Annotated in this window: 17 protein-coding genes, 1 tRNA gene, 1 pseudogene and 1 riboswitch; of the genes and pseudogenes, 3 read left to right on the top strand and 16 right to left on the bottom strand. The window is 74.5% G+C overall.

What is annotated here, in order from left to right:
- Positions 1-107 precede the first annotated feature (107 nt).
- The 11 genes and pseudogenes from ACIGXJ_RS32300 to ACIGXJ_RS32250 form a co-directional block, all read right to left on the bottom strand.
- Positions 108-263, bottom strand: a complete 156-nt coding sequence (locus tag ACIGXJ_RS32300; RefSeq protein ID WP_399652961.1) for a hypothetical protein — start codon at positions 261-263, stop codon at positions 108-110.
- Positions 264-295: 32 nt separating this feature from the next.
- Positions 296-405: riboswitch (SAM riboswitch) on the bottom strand.
- A 63-nt stretch (positions 406-468) separates the two neighbouring features.
- Positions 469-1131: a glutathione S-transferase family protein gene (locus ACIGXJ_RS32295; RefSeq protein WP_399652958.1), complete on the bottom strand. Its 663-nt coding sequence runs from the start codon at positions 1129-1131 to the stop codon at positions 469-471.
- A gap of 63 nt (positions 1132-1194) precedes the next feature.
- Complete coding sequence (locus ACIGXJ_RS32290) at positions 1195-1317, bottom strand: hypothetical protein (RefSeq protein ID WP_399652955.1); 123 nt, start codon at positions 1315-1317, stop codon at positions 1195-1197.
- A gap of 84 nt (positions 1318-1401) precedes the next feature.
- Positions 1402-2610 carry a VWA-like domain-containing protein gene (locus tag ACIGXJ_RS32285; protein WP_399652953.1) on the bottom strand — a complete coding sequence of 403 codons (1209 nt, stop codon included), beginning with the start codon at positions 2608-2610 and terminating at the stop codon, positions 1402-1404.
- Between the two features lie 4 nt (positions 2611-2614).
- Positions 2615-3817 carry an AAA family ATPase gene (locus ACIGXJ_RS32280; RefSeq protein WP_399652950.1) on the bottom strand — a complete coding sequence of 401 codons (1203 nt, stop codon included), beginning with the start codon at positions 3815-3817 and terminating at the stop codon, positions 2615-2617.
- Complete coding sequence (locus ACIGXJ_RS32275; protein ID WP_399652948.1) at positions 3814-5688, bottom strand: ankyrin repeat domain-containing protein; 1875 nt, start codon at positions 5686-5688, stop codon at positions 3814-3816. Before ACIGXJ_RS32275 ends, ACIGXJ_RS32280 begins: the two co-directional genes overlap by 4 nt.
- A complete protein-coding gene (locus ACIGXJ_RS32270; RefSeq protein WP_399652946.1) occupies positions 5685-6827 on the bottom strand; it encodes a gala protein in 1143 nt (380 codons plus the stop codon). The genes ACIGXJ_RS32275 and ACIGXJ_RS32270 overlap by 4 nt, the downstream gene beginning before the upstream one ends.
- 59 nt (positions 6828-6886) lie before the next feature.
- A pseudogene (locus tag ACIGXJ_RS32265) lies at positions 6887-6959 on the bottom strand.
- A gap of 179 nt (positions 6960-7138) precedes the next feature.
- Positions 7139-7212, bottom strand: a tRNA-Pro gene (locus ACIGXJ_RS32260).
- 53 nt (positions 7213-7265) lie between these two features.
- Complete coding sequence (locus ACIGXJ_RS32255; protein ID WP_399652943.1) at positions 7266-7907, bottom strand: SRPBCC domain-containing protein; 642 nt, start codon at positions 7905-7907, stop codon at positions 7266-7268.
- Positions 7908-8021: 114 nt separating this feature from the next.
- Positions 8022-8528 carry a hypothetical protein gene (locus tag ACIGXJ_RS32250; protein ID WP_399652940.1) on the bottom strand — a complete coding sequence of 169 codons (507 nt, stop codon included), beginning with the start codon at positions 8526-8528 and terminating at the stop codon, positions 8022-8024.
- Positions 8529-8658: 130 nt separating this feature from the next.
- On the opposite strand from ACIGXJ_RS32250, the gene ACIGXJ_RS32245 reads away from it, so the two are divergent.
- Positions 8659-9003: a cupin domain-containing protein gene (locus ACIGXJ_RS32245; protein ID WP_399652938.1), complete on the top strand. Its 345-nt coding sequence runs from the start codon at positions 8659-8661 to the stop codon at positions 9001-9003.
- A 27-nt stretch (positions 9004-9030) separates the two neighbouring features.
- Here the strand turns inward: ACIGXJ_RS32245 and ACIGXJ_RS32240 are convergent, their stop codons facing one another.
- A complete protein-coding gene (locus ACIGXJ_RS32240; protein ID WP_399652935.1) occupies positions 9031-10032 on the bottom strand; it encodes a LacI family DNA-binding transcriptional regulator in 1002 nt (333 codons plus the stop codon).
- Positions 10033-10151: 119 nt separating this feature from the next.
- On the opposite strand from ACIGXJ_RS32240, the gene ACIGXJ_RS32235 reads away from it, so the two are divergent.
- Both ACIGXJ_RS32235 and ACIGXJ_RS32230 read left to right on the top strand, forming a co-directional pair.
- Positions 10152-11309, top strand: coding sequence for a Gfo/Idh/MocA family protein (locus tag ACIGXJ_RS32235; RefSeq protein ID WP_399653309.1), 1158 nt, complete (start codon positions 10152-10154; stop codon positions 11307-11309).
- A gap of 43 nt (positions 11310-11352) precedes the next feature.
- Positions 11353-12357 carry a Gfo/Idh/MocA family oxidoreductase gene (locus ACIGXJ_RS32230; protein ID WP_399652933.1) on the top strand — a complete coding sequence of 335 codons (1005 nt, stop codon included), beginning with the start codon at positions 11353-11355 and terminating at the stop codon, positions 12355-12357.
- A gap of 15 nt (positions 12358-12372) precedes the next feature.
- On the opposite strand, the gene ACIGXJ_RS32225 is transcribed toward ACIGXJ_RS32230, so the two are convergent.
- The 4 genes from ACIGXJ_RS32225 to ACIGXJ_RS32210 all read right to left on the bottom strand — a co-directional run bounded on the left by ACIGXJ_RS32225 (position 12373) and on the right by ACIGXJ_RS32210 (position 17373).
- Complete coding sequence (locus ACIGXJ_RS32225) at positions 12373-13755, bottom strand: glutamate decarboxylase (RefSeq protein WP_399652930.1); 1383 nt, start codon at positions 13753-13755, stop codon at positions 12373-12375.
- Between the two features lie 283 nt (positions 13756-14038).
- Positions 14039-15442, bottom strand: a complete 1404-nt coding sequence (locus tag ACIGXJ_RS32220) for a GH1 family beta-glucosidase (RefSeq protein ID WP_399652927.1) — start codon at positions 15440-15442, stop codon at positions 14039-14041.
- A gap of 90 nt (positions 15443-15532) precedes the next feature.
- Positions 15533-16414 carry a carbohydrate ABC transporter permease gene (locus tag ACIGXJ_RS32215; protein ID WP_399652924.1) on the bottom strand — a complete coding sequence of 294 codons (882 nt, stop codon included), beginning with the start codon at positions 16412-16414 and terminating at the stop codon, positions 15533-15535.
- The gene (locus tag ACIGXJ_RS32210) at positions 16411-17373 is read right to left on the bottom strand and encodes a carbohydrate ABC transporter permease (protein WP_399652922.1); all 963 of its coding nucleotides are present in this window, start codon (positions 17371-17373) and stop codon (positions 16411-16413) included. Before ACIGXJ_RS32210 ends, ACIGXJ_RS32215 begins: the two co-directional genes overlap by 4 nt.
- Positions 17374-17460: the final 87 nt, after the last annotated feature.

The raw sequence follows: 17460 nt of genomic DNA, 5'->3' as shown, positions 1-17460 counted from the left end.
GCGGGGAGGGCGCGGGCCGCACGGGACCGGGGCGGGACGGGTGACGGCACACCGCTTCGGCGGTGTTCGTTCAGGGCGTGCGGGGCGGCCGGTGGTGGGGCGGTCGGTCAGACGGCCCGGCGGCGGGCACGGCCCGGTGCGGTACACAGCGCGCTGCTGACGCGCAGGAGGTCGACGGCGCGGTCGGCGACGAGCGGGGGCACGGGCGGCAGGACGCGGCCCCGGGGGCGGCGTCCTGCCGCCGTCCTGGAAGCTGCGTCCATGTCCGTCGTCCTCACCTTGCGGCCCGGGAAGGGCCTCGCGCTTACCGAAACGTACTCCGGTCCGGTCGTCACCTGGGGCACCCCACCGCGGTGCGAGGGTTGCCGGTCAGCAAGCCAGGGCTTGTCGCTGACGCTCATGACCGTTCAGTGCCGTAAGTGAACACACTCGATCGAACGACTGTCAATCCCGGTCCACTTGGCGGACTCAGCCGCGGTCGGCCCAGGGGCCGAAGGCGGCATGGGCGGACAGCCTGCGGAGATACGCGGCGAGCGCGGGCCGGCCGGGGACGTCGCCCGGCGCGAGAGTCACCCACAACTCGATGTCCGCGGCGGTGATGTGACGACCCACCAGACAGCCCGAGGTGTTGTGCCGCAGCCGCTCCTCCAGCTCGTCGAGCGCGGCGGCGGACCCGTCCTGCCGGACGCGCGCGCACAACTGCCGTACGGCCGCGATCTCCTGCTCCGCCCCGCACGGGTACAGCGAGGGCCGGCCCGCGCCGAAGCAGCGGGCGAGGTCGCGCATGATGTCCTGTGCGTGCGTGCTGACGACACGGCCGGACCAGTCGTCCGCGAGCACCGGCGCCGCCGCCGGCCCGGGGTGGTGGTGCGCGCTCGCCTCGTACAGCGGGAGCAGCCGCGAGTGGCCGCCGTCGGGCAGGTCGGGCTCGGCGGGCAGCCAGGTGACGGGCAGCACGGCGTCCAGGCCGAGCAGGGCGTGGGTGACGGCGAGGCGCAGGCCGTCGGGACACGCGGTCGACAGATACAGGCGGTAGCGGCGCGGCACGGCGTAGTGCCCGCTGCGCGCGTCGAGGCCGATACGGCCGCGCAGCGGGGGCAGGGGGCGGGTGGCGAGCGGTGCGACGGACATGGTTCTCCCCGGGTGGAGGCGTGAACGTACGCGCGAAGAGGCCGACGGTGGGAACGGGCGGGCTCAGCCCTGGACGCCGGCCGCGCTGCAGACGCGCAGCAGGTCGATGTGACGGCGGGAGGTCAGCAGCAGCGGCCGCGGGGACACCAGGGGCACCGCTGCGGTGACCTGCTCTCGGCGCCCCATGTTCCCTACCTGTTCACTAGGATTCCTGAGTGGAGTGTCGGCCCGGCTCGGGCCCGCGTCAAGGGGGCGTCCAGCATGCGGCTCTCAGCCGGCCGGGGTGATCCGTACGGTCTCCGCCCAGGCGGGCGGCTGCGGGGCGTCCTCGCCGATCAGGGCGACGACGAGCCGGCAGGAGACGGGTTCCGGCGGCCAGGGCGTGTAGCCGTCGGTGAGCACGACGACGATCTGCGGCGGTTCGGGCGCGGCGAGCGCACGCTCGATGCCCACGGCCATGTCCGTGCCGCCGCCGCCCGCCAGTTCGACCTGGTCGACGGAGGTCACCCGGGACACCGCGTGCACATCGGCGTCGCAGGCGAGGACGGCGACCCGGTTGCCGCCGACGCCCACCTCGCGCAGGACGCCCGAGACCTCGGCGAGCGCGGCGGCGAGGTCGTCCTCGCCCATCGAGCCGGAGGTGTCGACGACGATCGCCACGCGCGGCAGCGGCCGGCGCAGGCTGGGCAGCACGACGCGGCCGCCGAGCGCGGGCGTACGGCGTGAGGGGCGGCGGTAGGTGTAGTCGACGGCGCCGCCCGCCCAGGCGGCGGCCTCGCGGACGGCGCCGGTCAGCGCCTTGCGCCAGTCGACGGTGGGCTCCAGGACCTCCTCCGCCCAGCGCCGCCAGCCCGTGGGGACGGAGCCGCGGGAGCGCTGGTGGGCGCGTACGGCCTGCGCGGTCTGGCGGCGCAGCGCCTCGGCCTCCACCGGGCCGAGCCCGGCCACGCCCGTGCCGCTCTCCGCGAGGTCCCAGGGCGCCGGGACGCCGTGCGCGCCGGACCCGCAGTCCACCGTGTGGTCGGGCGTGGGCGGGATTCCGGGCAGGTAGGTCTCGAACAGGCCGCCCGCGGGGAGGCCGAACAGCCGCGGTTCCATGCGCCCTTCGGGCAGCCGCAGTCCGTCGGAGAGGAGGTCGTCGTTGATCTCGCAGTCCTGCGCGATGTTCACCCGCAGCCGGTCGCGCTGCTCGGCGGCGGGCAGCCGGTCGGCCCTGCCGTGGTGGTCGCGCAGCAGGTGCGCCACCTCGTGGACCCACACTCCGGCCAGCTCCTCGACGTCCGTGGCCTCGACGAAGGCGGGCGCGACATAGCAGCGCCAGTGCCGGTCGACGGCCATGGTGCGCACCTGCGCGGAGGCCACGACCGTGAGGGCGTACAGCGCGGAGGCGAGATAGGGGCGGGCCTCGGCGGCGGTGTAGCGCGCGGCGAGCAGCTTGGCGCGGTCCAGGGCGCCGCCGGGGTCTTCGGGGGCGGTCATGGCCTCAGCGCGGGCCGGGCAGGGCGCCGGCCAGCTGGAGGAGTTCGAGGAAGGCGTCGATGCCGGGCGGGATCGCCCAGTCGGGCTCGCGCATCGCGGCGAGGTCGCGGGCGGCCCGCGCGGCCACGTCGGGCACCCCGGCGTCGACGGCCTTGGCGAGGACGTCCCAGCCCGCCTCCCAGCGGGGCCGGGTGGGTTCGCTCTGCACGGCGGCGACCACGGCGATGAGGAAGGCCAGCTGGCGGTCGCCGCGTTCGGGCAGCGCGAAGGCCGACGGGTCGGCGAGCACCCGGTCGGGGTCGGGCAGGTCGAGGTTCTCCAGGTAGGACAGCAGCTCGATGCCGGCGGCCTCCCCCACGGCACCGGTCAGGGCGGCGGCCTGCGCCTCGCGTCCGGCCCCGGAGGCGTATCCGGTGGCGAGCAGGCGCAGCGCCATCTCCCACGTACGGGGTGAGGGCCAGGCCCGGCCGCGGGCCTCGGCCTCCTTCGGCATGTGGTGGACGAGGCCCGGGCGGGCGGTCAGGAAGCCGGAGACGACACCGCGGGCCCGCGCGACCGCGCCCGGCACCCGGGCGGGGTCCACCGTGGGCAGGGCCGTCCGCGGCCAGGTGCCGGCCATGCCGCGGGCGACCGTGCGCGGGTCGTGCGTCCACTCGAGGTGGACGAAGCGGTTGGCGAGCGGCGGGGTGAGGTGCCAGCCGTCGGCGGCGCTGGAGGGCGGGTTGGCGGCGGCGACGATCCGCACCGACTCCGGCAACCGCAGGCTGCCGACCCGGCGTTCGAGCACCACCCGCAGCAGGGCGGCCTGCACGGCGGGCGGCGCCGACGACAACTCGTCGAAGAACAGCAGCCCGTGCCCGGTGCGGGCGAGCCGCACGGCCCAGTCCGGCGGGGCCATCGGCACGCCCTGCGTGGCCGGGTCGTCACCGACGATGGGCAGCCCGGCGAAGTCCGACGGCTCGTGGACGCTGGCCACGACCGTCTCCAGACCCACCCCGAGCGCGTCGGCGAGCCGCTCCATGCCGGCCGACTTGCCGATGCCGGGCTCGCCCCACAGCAGCACGGGCTGATTCGCCGTCACCGCCAGGGCCAGGGCCTCCAGTTGGGTGTTGCCGGCCGGTTCGCTGCGGGTGATCCGCAGACGGGCGTTGAGGGCGTCGGCCGCGGCGAGGGCGGCGGGCACGGAGGCGGTCACGGAGGCGGTCACGTGGTGGTGTCCTCGTCGTCGGGGAACGACTCGTCCTCGGGGAACGGCTCGTCATCGGGGAACTGCTCGTCATCGGGGAACTGCTCGTCATCGGGGAGCTGCTCGTCCTCGTCCCATTCGGGCTCCGAGTCGCGGTCGCTCATGTACTCGTCGAACCAGTCGGAGCCGATGCCGGGGTGCTCCTGCTGCACACGGCGGCGCAGGAACATCAGGTCGGTCCGCTCGAACCGGCGGGCGACCTGGGCGAGGGAGAGCTCCATGTCGTCGACGACGTCGATCCGGGCGCCGGCGTCGAGGAGGTCCCGCACCAGCTCGGCCGAGCCCTGGCTCTGCACGGCGTTCTGCAGCGGCGTGCGGTACGTCTTGTCCTTGGCCTCCAGGTCGAGCCCGGCGGCCAGCAGCCGCGGCAGCAGCTCCCGGTGGTCGAGCAGATGGAGGACGTGCAGCAGGCCGCGTCCCCTGCGGTCGCGCACGAACGGGTCGGCCCCGGCGTCGAGCAGCGCCAGCACGGCAGGGGTGTCCCCGTGCTGGACGAGCTGGAACAGCTCGCGCCGCTGGTCGCGCAGGGCACGCGGCAGGCGCCCCTCGCCGCTGCTCCAGGCGTGCCGGACCGCGAAGCAGCCGGACACGGTGCCGCCGAAGGCGCGCAGGGCGAGTTCGCGCTGCTGCTCCTGCTCGGTGTGCGGGATGTCCAGGGCGCCGCCCCTGGTAGCGACCTCGTGCCAGACGCCCCCGCAGCGCACCCGCACCGGCTTCGGCGGGGCCGGCTCGGGCGGGCCGGCGGCGGGCCCGGCCTGCGGGAACAGGGCGGCGGTCACCAGGGGGTGCAGTTCCTCGGGCCGGATGCGGCCGGCCCGCAGCAGGGCGATGTCGGGCAGCCGCTGCCAGACGTACGTGGGCAGCCGCGGGACGTCGTCCTCCTGGCCGCGCTCGTGTGCGGAGACCTGCGCCGCGCTCTCGGCGTTCCCCTCGGGCAGGGTGACCCGCAGGTGGCCCTGCCATCCCACGGGGTGCTGGAACCGGGTGCCGCGGCCGGCCCGCGCGAGCAGGCCGATCTCGGGGCCGAGGCGGGTGAGGTCGGGCGCGACGAACGAGACGAGCCCGGCGACGTCGAGGTCCCGGTACGAATACCGGCCGCGGGGCGGGGCGGTCAGGTCGAGGTCGACCCCGGCGGCGGCGTAGGCCTCGGTGTGGTCACCGCGTGCCTGGAGGACCGCGACCCACTCCGCGCGGGCCGCCGGGTCGGCGGTCCCGGGGTCCTCGGCGGGCAGCTCGTCGTCGCTGAGCGGGGTGCCGTCCGGGCGCAGGAACGGCAGCCGGTCGCAGTCGAACGGGCCCGCGCTGAGACGGAGTTCGCCGGTGCGGCGGGCGTCCCAGAAGCGGCGGGCGGCCGTCCAGTCCTCGGTGGTGTACGTCACCCCGTGCAGCCGGTCCTCCGCGGGCGGGACGGCGGGCCCGAAGTGCAGGCGCAGCCGCTGGGGCCCCTCCAGCATCGGGGTGTTCGTCAGCGACAGGACCGGCCCCGCGGGGCCGTAGGAGGCGAGGACGACCCGCCGGGCGGGCGTGAGGGTGGTGTGGCCGCCGAGGGCGCGCGGCAGATGCCAGCGCAGCAGGTCCGGCGCGAGGTGGCGCAGGTCGTCGGCGACGGAGGCGGCCACCTCGGGGCCGTACCGGTCGGCGACGCGCTCGGGGTCGAGGTCGGCGGGCACGTCCACGGCGCACACCGCGCACGCGGCGCGCCAGTCACCCGCGAGGCGCGCCTCGGTGGCCTGCTCGATCATCCGGCGCGGGACGGCGTAGCGGCGGATGCGGGCCCAGGCGGAGGCCTCGTCGGGGCGCAGCGCCCCGGGTGTCGTCGGCAGCGGGCTCATCGGTACACGCTGCCGATCGCACGCAGGTCGGGGTGGGTCGGCCGGGCTGGGCGCAGCCGGCCGGCGAAGGCCCGCTTGACGCGGCGGGGCAGGCCGGGGCCGAGGCCGACGTACTCCAGGCGGTGGCTGTCGGGCAGCGCGGCGAGCAGGTTCTTCGCGCCGTGTCCCGTGATGCCCGTGTGGCGCAGTTCGAGGCGGCGCAGGGGGCTGCCGGGCAGCGCGCCGGCGAGGGCGAGGGCGCCGTCGTCGCCGGTGGCGTTGGCGGGGGCGCCGAGGCTGCGCTCGGACATGGCGCGGCCGAGGTCGAGGGTGTCGATGCCGTCGAGCGCGCCGGCGAGGGCGCGGGCTCCCGCCGGGCCGATGCCGTTGCCGCCGAGGCCGAGCCGGACGGGCCGGGCGGGGTCGGTGGCGGCGGCCAGCACGGCGGTGCCCTCGTCGCCGAGGTGGTTGGCCGTCAGATACAGCTCACGCACGCCCGCGTCGCGGAGCAGGGCGGCGAGCAGCGGCGCGTCGGCGGCGGTCAGGCCGTTGCCGCCGAGGAACAGCCGCTCCAGCGGGGCGTCCCGCTCCAGCAGCGCCTCCAGCAGGAGCCGTACGCCCGCGGCGCCGATGCCGGAGTTGACGAGGTCGAGGGTGCGCAGGCCGGTGTTGCGGCGCAGCAGCCTGGCCAGGGTGCGGGCGCCGGTCTCGTGGACGGGGTTCCGCTTGAGCCACAGGGCGCGGACCGTGGTGTCGTCGGCGAGCGCCTCGGCGAGGGCGCTCACGCCGTCCGGGCCGATGCGGTTGCAGCCGAGGTAGAGGGTGTGGATGCCGTGGGGGGCGTCGGCCGTCAGCGCCCTCGCGACCGACCGGACGCCTTCGTCGCCGAGGGAGTTGGTGCCGAGGAGCAGGTGGGCGGCGTGCGGGGAGCCGGTGGCGACGGGCAGCAGCCGGGCGGCCCCCTGCGGTCCGAGCCCCTGCTTGCACAGGTCGACCCGGCCGTCGCCGCGCAACGTGCCGAGCGGGAACGCCTCGTCGGCGGTGACGGGCCGCGCGTCCGCGAGCCGGTCCAGCAGGGGTCCGAGCCGCACCGGATCGGCGAGCGGCAGATCGGGGTGCTCGATCGCGGGGCAGCGTACGGGCGTTGTCGGCTGGTTCATCACCACTCCACCGGTCCTTCGCCGGTGCCCGGCGTCCGCGTCGAGATCAACGAGTGACGCAAGGCCGGTCGGATTCGAACCGACGTCCTCCAGCTCGATGCGTGGGCGCGACGACCACTGCGCTACGGCCTTGCTGCGGAGGATCATAGCCGCACACGCGATCGATTTCGATCACTGGTCAGGGAGGGCGCGGGCTGTGGAGGGACGAGGCGGGCGCGGGCCGGTCCTCGGTGTGTACGGCGGGCAGCCGGGCGGCGCCGGACATGACGAGAGGGGCCTCGGAAGGCCCCTCTTCGCCCGTGTCTTCACCGTCGGGACGACAGGATTTGAACCTGCGACCCCTTGACCCCCAGTCAAGTGCGCTACCAAGCTGCGCCACGTCCCGGTGTCGCGAACCGCGGGTGATCCCGCGTGATCGTGCAGGTAAACCCTACCGCATCAGGCGGACGGGTCCTCGCCCGTGTAGGCGGCGCGGGTGCGGTCGGCGGCGGCGCGGGCCACGGCGGGGTCCTCGCCGCCGGTGACGTGGGCGGTGTACCAGTTCTCCGCGGCCGCCTCGACGAAGGCGAGGCCCTCCGGGGAACCGAACCAGGACATGGCCCGGGCCGGGTCGACAGGGGCGCCGCTGCTGAGGTGGAGGGTGAGGCCGACCAGCGCCATCTCCCAGCCGACACCGACCGCGCCGGGGCCGAACCGGGCCCACTTCGCGTCGTCGTCGGGGTCGAGGTGCGCCAGCTCCAGGCGGGTGCTGCCCTCCCTCTCGGGAGTCAGGCGCAGTTCGACGCGGCTGACGTCGCCGCCGTACTCCCAGGTGGCCAGGAAGCCGCGGGGCGGGTCGCAGCGCTCGACCGTGCCGCCCGCGTGGTTCTCCAGCTGGTAGCGGCCGCCGGTGCGCAGCTCCCCCGACACCGGCAGGAACCACTGCGGGATGCGCTCGCGGTCGGTGCAGGCGGCCCAGAGCTCCTCGGCCGGGACGTCGTAGCTCCGGCTCACGCTCACCGCGCGGACCTCGCCGCCGTCGACGGCACGGCGGCCGACCTCGCGGCGTACGGAGTCGATCTGCCGGGTCACGTCGATCATGGGGCTCCTCCGGGTGCGTCCGTACGCCACCCATCCAAGCAGGGGCGCCGGTCCCGGGCATCCAGGACGCGTGCGTGCGGGTCGGTCCGCGGGGAGGGGCCCGTACGGGCGGCGCTACTTGATGAGCGCGTTGGCGACCACCACGACCATCCCGAGCAGCGCGTCCACCAGGCCGAGGAGAACGGCCCGGCCCCACGACCGGTGCGCCCAGCGTGCCGTCAGCACGCCCAGTGCGAAGAGCAGCGCGACGTTGAGGGTGAAGGCCGGGTACTCCACGCTCTGCGCAGGCCACCACCCCCAGCCGGCGCCCGCGAGCACCAGCACGGTCGGCAGGACTGCGGCGACCAGCGGCCACTCGGCGGCGAGACTGCGCAGGACGTCCCAGCGGCGGTGCTGTCCGCGCTCGGCGATGTAGTGGGCGTAACCGTGGGCCAGCGCCGAGGCGAGCGCGGTCACCAGCAGCCACAGGGCGTCGTAGCGGCGGTCGCTGCGCGAGGAGTGGCCGTACTGGGTGAGGGCGGCGACGATCGAGCTGGCCAGGACCGCCCCGTACACCCCGCCGAACAGAACGGCCTCCCGGGTGTCGTGCCCGTGCCGCCGCGGGGCCGCGTTCTGCGCCATGCCCTCCACGATCACGCGGCGGGATCACGTCCGCCACTTCGCCGGCCCGACGGAATGTCCCGTCACCAGGGCCGATACCCCACACTCTGTCGCCGCCGGGGGCCCGCGCCGGCTCGCTAGGGTCGGTCCCATGACTGACAGCTTCGCTCTCCACATCCCCGACGCCGAGCTCGAACCCGAACCGCTGGACCCGGCGCAGATCGTGTCGGGTACGCCCGAGGTGACCGGGAAGGTGGTGTGGGAGTCGGCGGACGGCAGGCAGATCCGGGGCGTCTGGCAGATCACCCCGGGCGTGGTGACGGACACGGAGGCCGACGAGCTGTTCGTCGTCGTCAGCGGCCGCGCGACCGTCGAGGTCGATGACGGCCCCACCCTCCAGGTCGGCCCCGGTGACATGGCCGTACTGCGGGCGGGTGACCGTACGACCTGGACGGTCCACGAGACACTGCGCAAGGCGTACGCCATCAGTCTCTGAAACCGTCGGCGATGCCCGGCCGCCCACTCACCCCGGCGGCGGCCCCGTCGTCCCCCGCACCTCCAGCGTCGGCGCGGCTAGATGGACCCGGCCCTCGCCGCCCGCCGAGGCGAACCGGTCGAGGAGGAAGCGGGCGGCCCGGCGGCCCACCTCGTGGCCCGCCTGGTCGACGGTCGTGAGCCACAGGTGGCGCAGCCGGGAGACACCGGTGTTGTCGTAACCGGTCACCGACACGTCGTGCGGCACCCGCAGGCCGAGGCCCTCGGCCGCCGAGAGGACCCCGACCGCGGCGGTGTCGTTGACGGCGAGGACGGCCGTCGGCCGGTCGGCCCGGGCCAGCAGGCGTACGGCGGCGCGGTGGCCGCTCTCCTCGGTCATGTCGCCCGGCTCGACCACGGCCCCGGCGGCGATCCCGTGTTCCCGCATGACGTCCTCGAAGGCGCGGCGGCGCAGTTCACCGACGGCCCCGTACCCGGCGAGGTGGGCGATCCGGCGGTGGCCGAGGCCGATGAGGTGCTCGGTGACCAGCCGGACACCCCGCTCGTCGTCGCCGGCCACCAGGTCCACGCCCGGCGGCACCGGCTCGCGTGCCCCGGCCACCACGAGCGGCACCCGCCCCGCGACCGCGTCGAGGGCGGCGGGCTCGGGCAGGGTGCCGACCACGACGAGGCCGTCCACACCGAGGGCCGTCAGAGGTCCGGCCGGGTCCTGGCCCGCGCGCCGGTTCAGCCGGGCGTCGGCGAGGAGCATGTTCAGGCCGTTGTCGTGCAGCAGGGAGTTCAGGCCGTCGAGGAGGTCGACGAACCAGGGGTTGCGCAGGTCGTTGAGGAGGACGCCGACCGTGCGGGTGCGCTGCTCGCTGAGGCTGCGTGCGGCCGCGTTGGGCCGGTAGCCCAGCTCCCGTACGGCCCGCAGCACGGCGTCCCGCTTCTCCGGGCGCACCTGCGCCGAGCCGCGCAGGACCAGCGAGACCAGCGACTTGGACACCCCGGCCCGCTCGGCGACGTCACGGATGGTCGGCTGCCTCATGCGGTGGACCGTTCCATGCGGCGCGCCGGTTGTCAAAGGGCTTGACACCTCGCGCAGGCCGCGCCCAGGGTGGCCTGGACAGCTGTTGGACCGGTCCAAGTCAAGGGGTCAGCCACATGGTGGTGCGCGCGCTCGGTGTCGCCGTCGTCGGGTTCGGCTGGATGGGCCGGGTGCACAGCCGGGCCTACGCCCGTGTTCCGCACCACTACCCGCGCCTGGGCGTACGGCCGGACCTGGTGGCGGTCGCCGAGGAGGTGCCGGGCCGCGCGGAGGAGGCGGCCGCGCAGTTCGGCTTCGCCTCCGCCACCCGTGACTGGCGGGAGCTGGCGGCCGACCCGCGTGTCGAGGCGGTCAGCATCACCGCGCCGAACTTCCTGCACCGCGAGATCGGCACGGCCATGGCCGCCGCGGGCAAGCACATCTGGATCGAGAAGCCGGTCGGGCTGGGCCTCGCCGACGCCCGCGCGGTCGCCGACGCGGTCGCCGCGGCAGGGGTGCAGGGCGCGGTCGGCTTCAACTACCGCAACGCGCCCGCCGTCGAGACGGCCCGCGACCTGATCGCCGCCGGGGAGATCGGCGCGGTCACCCACGCCCGCGTCCGGTTGTTCTCCGACTACGCCGCCCACCCCGACTCCGCCCTGACCTGGCGCTACGAGCGGGAGCGCGGCGGCAGCGGAGTGCTGGGCGACCTCGCCTCGCACGGCGCGGACCTCGCCCGCCATCTGCTGGGCGACATCACCGAACTCACCGCCGACAGCGCGGTGTTCGTCACCCACCGGCCCCGCCCCACCGGGGCCGTCGCCGGCCACGCGCGGGCCACGGGCGGCGCCCCGGGCCCGGTCGGGAACGAGGACTACGTCGGCTGCCTGCTGCGCTTCGCCTCCGGCGCCCGCGGTGTCCTGGAGGCCTGCCGGGTGTCGGTCGGCGAGCAGAACGCCTACGGCTTCGAGGTGCACGGCACCAAGGGCGCGCTCTTCTGGGACTTCCGCAGGATGAACGAGCTCGGCGTCAGCCGCGGCACGGCGTACCAGGACCAGCCCGTGAGCCGGGTCTACGTCGGCCCCGGCGACGGCGAGTTCGGGGCCTTCCAGCCCGGCGCGGCGAACGCCATGGGCTACGACGACCTCAAGGTCGTGGAGGCGTACCGCTTCCTGCGCTCGATCGCCGAGGGCCGGCCGTACGGGGCCACGCTCGGGGACGCGGTGCGCAGTGCCGCCGTCCTGGAGGCGATGGAGCGCTCGGTGAGCAGCGGCGGCTGGATCGCCGTGCGGCCATGACCCCTTTCCGTGACAGCCGTCCACGACCCTCTCAAGGAGCCCCATGCGCATCGGAATCCTCGGCCTCGGCCGGATCGGCGTCTTCCACGCCGAGACGCTCCGCGGACTGGACGCGGTCGACTCGCTCGTCGTGGCCGACCCGTCCCCGGACGCGGCGCGGGCCGCCGGGGAGCTGTTCGGCGCGCAGGTCGTGGACTCGCCGGAGGCGCTGTACGCGGCGGGGGTCGACGGTGTGGTGGTCGCCGCCGCGACGGACGCCCATCCGGAGCTGCTCCGGGCCGCGGTGGCGGCGGGGTTGCCGGTGTTCTGCGAGAAGCCGGTCGCCCGGACGATGGCGGAGGGCGTCGAGGTCCTCAAGGCCGTCGAGGGGTCGGGCGTGCCGGTGCAGATCGGGTACAACCGCCGCTTCGACGCCGGTTTCGCCGCTGCCCGCCGGGCCGTACGGTCCGGGGAGCTGGGCACCCTGCACACCGTACGGTCGACGACGCTGGACCCGGCTCCGCCGCCCGCCGCGTACGTCGCCGCATCCGGGGGCATCTTCCGGGACTGCGCGGTGCACGACTTCGACATCATCCGCTGGGTGACCGGCCGCGAGGTCAGCGAGGTGTACGCCGTCGGCGGCAACCGGGGCGCCGCCCACATCCGGGAGGCCGGGGACGCCGACACCACGGGCGCGCTGCTCACCCTGGACGACGGGACGCTCGCGGTGGTGTCCAACTCCCGCCACAACGGCCGGGGTCACGACGTGCGCATGGAGATCCACGGCTTCGCCGACTCCCTCGCCGTCGGCCTGGACGACCGGTTGCCGCTGCGGTCGGCGGAGCCGGGCGTGAGCTTCCCCGCGGGCACGCCGCACGACTTCTTCATGGACCGCTTCGCCGCCGCCTACCGCGCCGAACTGGCCGCGTTCACCGAGGTGGTGGCCGGGTCCCGGCCCTCGCCCTGCACGGTCGCGGACGCGCTGGAGGCGGGATGGATCGCGGAGGCGTGCACGCTGTCCCTCGCCGAGCACCGGCCGGTGCGGCTCGCGGAGGTGCGCACCGGGTGACGTGCCGGTGGCGCGTCAGTGGTGGAAGCCCGGCTGCTCCGCCACGTGCGGCGCGGGCGCCTCGGTGAGCCGGGTGACGGCGGCGCGGATGTCGTCGGCGAGCAGCGCGATCTTGTCGTAGCCGACGCCGTGCCGGACCAGGACGCGGGCGACGACGGTGTCCTGGCGTGCGGCGGGCAGCGGGTACGCCGGGACCTGCCAGCCGCGCCGGCGCAGCTGGTCGGAGAGGTCGTAGAGGGTGAACGGCGTCGCGGCCGGGTCGGTGAGGGTCCAGCAGACCGCCGGGAGGCCGCCCTCCCCGTCGTGCAGGACGGTGAAGGGGCCCATGGCGGCCAGCTTGCGCGCGAGCATCCTGGCGCTGTCCGCGCAGGCCCCGTGCACCTTGGTGTAGCCCTCGCGGCCCAGCCGCAGCAGGTTGTAGTACTGGGCGACGACCTCGCCGCCGGGGCGGGAGAAGTTCAGGGCGAAGGTCGGCAGGTCCCCGCCGAGGTAGTCCACCCGGAACACCAGGTCCTCCGGGAGCAGGTCGGCCGAGCGCCACACCACCCAGCCGACGCCGAGCGGGGCCATGCCGTACTTGTGCCCCGAGGCGTTGATCGAGGCGACCCTCGGCAGCCGGAAGTCCCACTCCAGGTCGGGCTGGAGGAAGGGGGCGACGAAGCCGCCGCTGGCCGCGTCGATGTGCAGCGGGATGTCGAGGCCCAAGTCCTCCTGGATGCGGTCCAGTTCGGCGGCGATCTCGGCGACCGGCTCGTAGACGCAGGTGTAGGTGACGCCGAGGATGGCGACGACGCCGATGGTGTTCTCGTCGACGTGGTCGCGGAGTTGGTGGGCGCGCAGCCCCCGCGCGCCCTCCTCCAGCGGCACCTGGCGCAGTTCCACGTCGAAGTAGCGGGCGAACTTCTCCCAGCACACCTGCACCGGCCCGGCGACGAGGTTGGGCCGGTCGGTGGACCTGCCCTCGGCGCGGCGGCGTTCGCGCCAGCGCCACTTCAGGGCGAGGCCGCCGAGCATGCCGGCCTCGCTGGAGCCGGTGGTGGAGCAGCCGACGGTCGAGGTGCCCTGCGGGGAGTTCCACAGGTCGGCAAGGATGTGGACGCAGCGGTTCTCGATCTCCGCGGTCTGCGGGTACTCGTCCTTGTCGATCATGTTCTTGTCGAGGCACTCGTCCATCAGGGCGTGCACCTCGGGCTCCGCCCAGGTGGTGCAGAACGTGGCGAGGTTCTGCGCCGCGTTGCCGTCCAGGGTGAGCTCGTCGTGGATGAGGGCCCGCACCGCCCGGGCGTCCGACACGCGCTGCGGGATGCGGTACTTGGGCAGGGCCGCTTCGCTGATGGGCAGGGCGTACACGTCGTCGAAGGGTGCCGCGTCGCCGCGGTTCGTCCGGTGCAGCGCCATGTCCTTGGTTCCCCGGGTCGAGGGACGTGTGGGAGAAGGGGGCCGGAAGCGAACACCCGAGCAGCACGCGTGAGGACTGCGAAGCCGCTACCGGCCCCCTCTTGTCCGTCAGTCTGGCGCGGCGGGGGTGGGGGCGCCTGTTCTGCGCGTCCGGACGGGGCGGACGCCCGGGGCGGAGGCGGGCCGGGTCGTCGGCCACCGGGCCAGCGGGTCACCGGGTCACCGGGTCACCGGGTCACCGGGTCACCGGGCCAGCGGGCCAGCGGGTCACCGGGTCACCGGGTCACCGGGCGGGGACGCCGCCGCGCGCGATGGCGTCCGCGTACCAGAGGGCGCTGGACTTCAGGGTGCGGCGCTGGGAGGCGAAGTCGACATGGACGATGCCGAAGCGCTTGCTGTACCCGTAGGCCCATTCGAAGTTGTCCAGCAGCGACCACAGGAAATAGCCCCGTACGTCGGCGCCGTCCTCGATGGCCCGGTGCACGGCCGCGAGGTGGGCGTGCAGGTAGTCCACCCGCTCGGGGTCCTTGACCTCGCCGGAGGGGTCTGCGTAGTCGTCGTAGGCCGCGCCGTTCTCCGTGACGAGCAGCGGGGTGCCCGGCAGGTCGTCCCGCAGCCGCAGGAGCAGTTCGTGCAGGCCGTCCGCGTCCACCGGCCAGTCCATCGCCGTGCGCGGGCCGGGTACGGGCAGGAACCGCACGTACTGCTCGGCGCCCGCCCACGGGGAGGGCGACTCGGACGTGCCGGCGGCGACCATCGCGGGCGAGTAGTAGTTGATGCCCAGCGAGTCGATGGGGGCGGAGGCCGTCTTCAGGTCACCGTCGGCCACGAAGGACCAGTCGGTGATCGCGGCGGTGTCGCGGACCAGGTCCGCGGGGAGCCGCCCGTGGAAGACCGGGTCGAGGAAGATCCGGTTGCCCACGGCGTCGATCCTGCGCGCGGCGTCCACGTCCTCGGGCGCGTCGGTGTGCGGGCGCAGCGCGTGCAGGTTGAGCGTCAGGGACACCTCCGCGGAGCCGGGCAGGGCCGAGCGCAGGGCGCGGGTGGCCAGTCCGTGCGCCAGGTTGAAGTGGTGGGCGGCGCGCAGCGAGGCGAGGGCGCTGGTGCGGCCGGGGGCGTGGACGCCGTTGCCGTAGCCGAGGAAGGCCGCGCACCAGGGCTCGTTGAGGGTGGTCCAGGTCGCGACCCGGTCGCCGAGCGCCCCGGCCATGAGGCCGGCGTAGTCGGCGAAGCGGTAGGCCGTCTCCCGGTGCGGCCAGCCGCCCGCGTCCTCCAGTTCCTGCGGCAGGTCCCAGTGGTAGAGCGTGGCCACCGGCCGGATCCCGGCCTCGCGCAGTCCGTCGGTGAGCCGCCGGTAGAAGTCCAGGCCCCGCTGGACGGCGGGGCCGCGGCCGGTGGGCTGCACGCGCGGCCAGGCGATGGAGAAGCGGTAGTCGGTGACGCCGAGGCGGCGCAGCAGGGCGATGTCCTCGCCGAGGCGGTGGTAGTGGTCGGCGGCGATGTCGCCGGTGTCGCCGTTGCGCACCTTGCCGGGGGTGCGGCTGAAGGTGTCCCAGATCGACGGGGTGCGGCCGTCCTCGGCGGCGGCGCCCTCGATCTGGTAGGCCGCGGTGGCGGTGCCCCAGCGGAAGCCGTCGGGGAAGCGGAGCAGCGCGGTGGTGCCAGGGCGTGCGTCGAGCGCGGTCATGAGCAGGGGGCTCCAGAAGGTGTGAGGTCGGTGATGAGGGGGTGCGGCGGCCGGGCCCGCCGGATGCCGTGCGGGCCCGCGCCCCGTGGGTCAGCCCTTGACGGCGCCCTGCATGATCCCGCCGACGATCTGCCGGCCCAGCAGGCCGAAGACCAGGAGCACGGGCAGCGTGCCGAGCAGGGTGCCGGCCATGATCACGGACTGGTCGTGGACGTAGCCGCCGCCGAGCTGGCGCAGGGCGACCTGGACGGTCGGCTCGGAGGAGGACAGCGCGACGATGGGCCAGAAGAAGTCGTTCCAGGCGGCCATGAAGGTGAGCAGGCCGAGGACGGCCATACCGGGCCGGGCGACGGGGACGACGATCGACCAGAAGATCCGCGCGGTGGAGGCGCCGTCGACGCGGGCCGCCTCGATCAGCTCGTCCGGCAGCGACTGCACCAGGTACTGCCGCATGAAGAACACCCCGAAGGCCGACACCAGGCCGGGCAGGATCACCGCCTGGAGCTGGTTGACCCACTGCAGCTCGGCGATCAGCATGAACAGCGGGATCACGCCCAGCTGCGGCGGGATCATCATGGTGCCCACGGTGACCGCGAGCAGGGCGCCCCGGCCCCGGAAGCGGAGCTTGGCGAAGGCGAACCCGGCGAGCGTGCAGCACAGCACGGTGCCCAGGGTGATCGAGCCCGACACGATCAGGGAGTTCAGCAGCGCCTTGCCGATGTCGGCCTCTTCCAGCACCGCCTCGAAGTTGCGCATCAGGTTCGGGCCCGGCAGCAGGGTGGGCGGCACCCTCGCCATGTCGGCGTTGGAGCGGCTGGCGGCGACGATCGTCCAGTAGAACGGGAAAGCGGAGATCAGTACGGCGACGATCAGGATGGCGTAGGCGAGCCTGCCGCCCTGCATGGTGCGGCCCGCGCCCGAGCGGCGCCGGCGCTGCTCGGGTGCGGCCGGCGGATGGGCCAGGGCGGTCATCGGACGGCCTCCTTGCGGGAACGGCGGCGCGCGATCAGGGCGTTGAGCCCGACGAGCACCAGGATGAGCACGAACATCACCCAGGCCACGGCGGCGGCCCGGCCGAGGTGGAAGAAGCCCCAGCCCTGCTCGTACATGTAGAGGCCGAGCGTCTGGTACTGGTGCGAGATGCCGCCCGAGATCGAGCCCTCGAACAGCAGCGGTTCGCCGAACAGCTGGGTCGCGCCGATGGTGGAGACCACGACCGTGAACACGATGGTCGGGCGCAGCCCGGGCAGGGTGACGTGGAAGAACTGCCGCCACCGGGAGGCCCCGTCCATCTCGGCGGCCTCGTAGAGCTCGGCGGGGATGGACTGCATGCCGGCCAGGTAGATCAGCGCGTTGTAGCCGGTCCAGCGCCAGATGACGATGCTGGACACGGCCACCTGCGAGGCCACGGTCCCGGTCTGCCAGTCGACCGGGCCGACACCGACGAGCCCCAGCACATAGTTGACCAGGCCGAAGTCATGGCCGAACAGCTGGGCGAAGACCAGCGTGGCCGCGGCGACCGACGTCGCGTACGGCAGCAGCATCGCCGTACGCAGGAACGTCCGGCCCCGCAGCTTGTAGTTGAGCAGGTGGGCGAGCCCGAGCGCCATCACCAGCTGGGGCACCGTGGAGAGCACCCCGATGGTGAACGTGTTGCGCAGCGCCAGCCAGAAGTAGTCGTCCTCCAGCAGCGCGGCGTAGTTGCCCAGCCCACGCCACTCCATGTCGCCGGGCGTCTGCAGCTCCACCCGGTACAGCGACACGAACGCCGTGTAGATCAGCGGGAAGAGGCCGAAGGCGGCGAACAGGGTGAAGAACGGGGCGATATAGGCGTACGGCGAGAATCTCTGCCAGGCCCGCCGGACAGTACCGGTCCGGGCAGGCTCCGCCTGCTTGGACGGAGCCGGCGGGGCGGGTGCGGTGAGGGTCACGGTGCGGCCCTTCGAGGTGGTCGGGGCGAGGTGCGGGGGTGGAACGGACGGGACACGACCCCATTGGGGGGGCCGTGCACCCGACGG

The organism is Streptomyces sp. NPDC053367, from assembly GCF_044545925.1.
GTDB lineage: Bacteria > Actinomycetota > Actinomycetes > Streptomycetales > Streptomycetaceae > Streptomyces.
The sequence above is the reverse complement of the archived record's forward strand: the minus strand, read 5'-3'. Positions and strand labels throughout refer to the sequence as shown.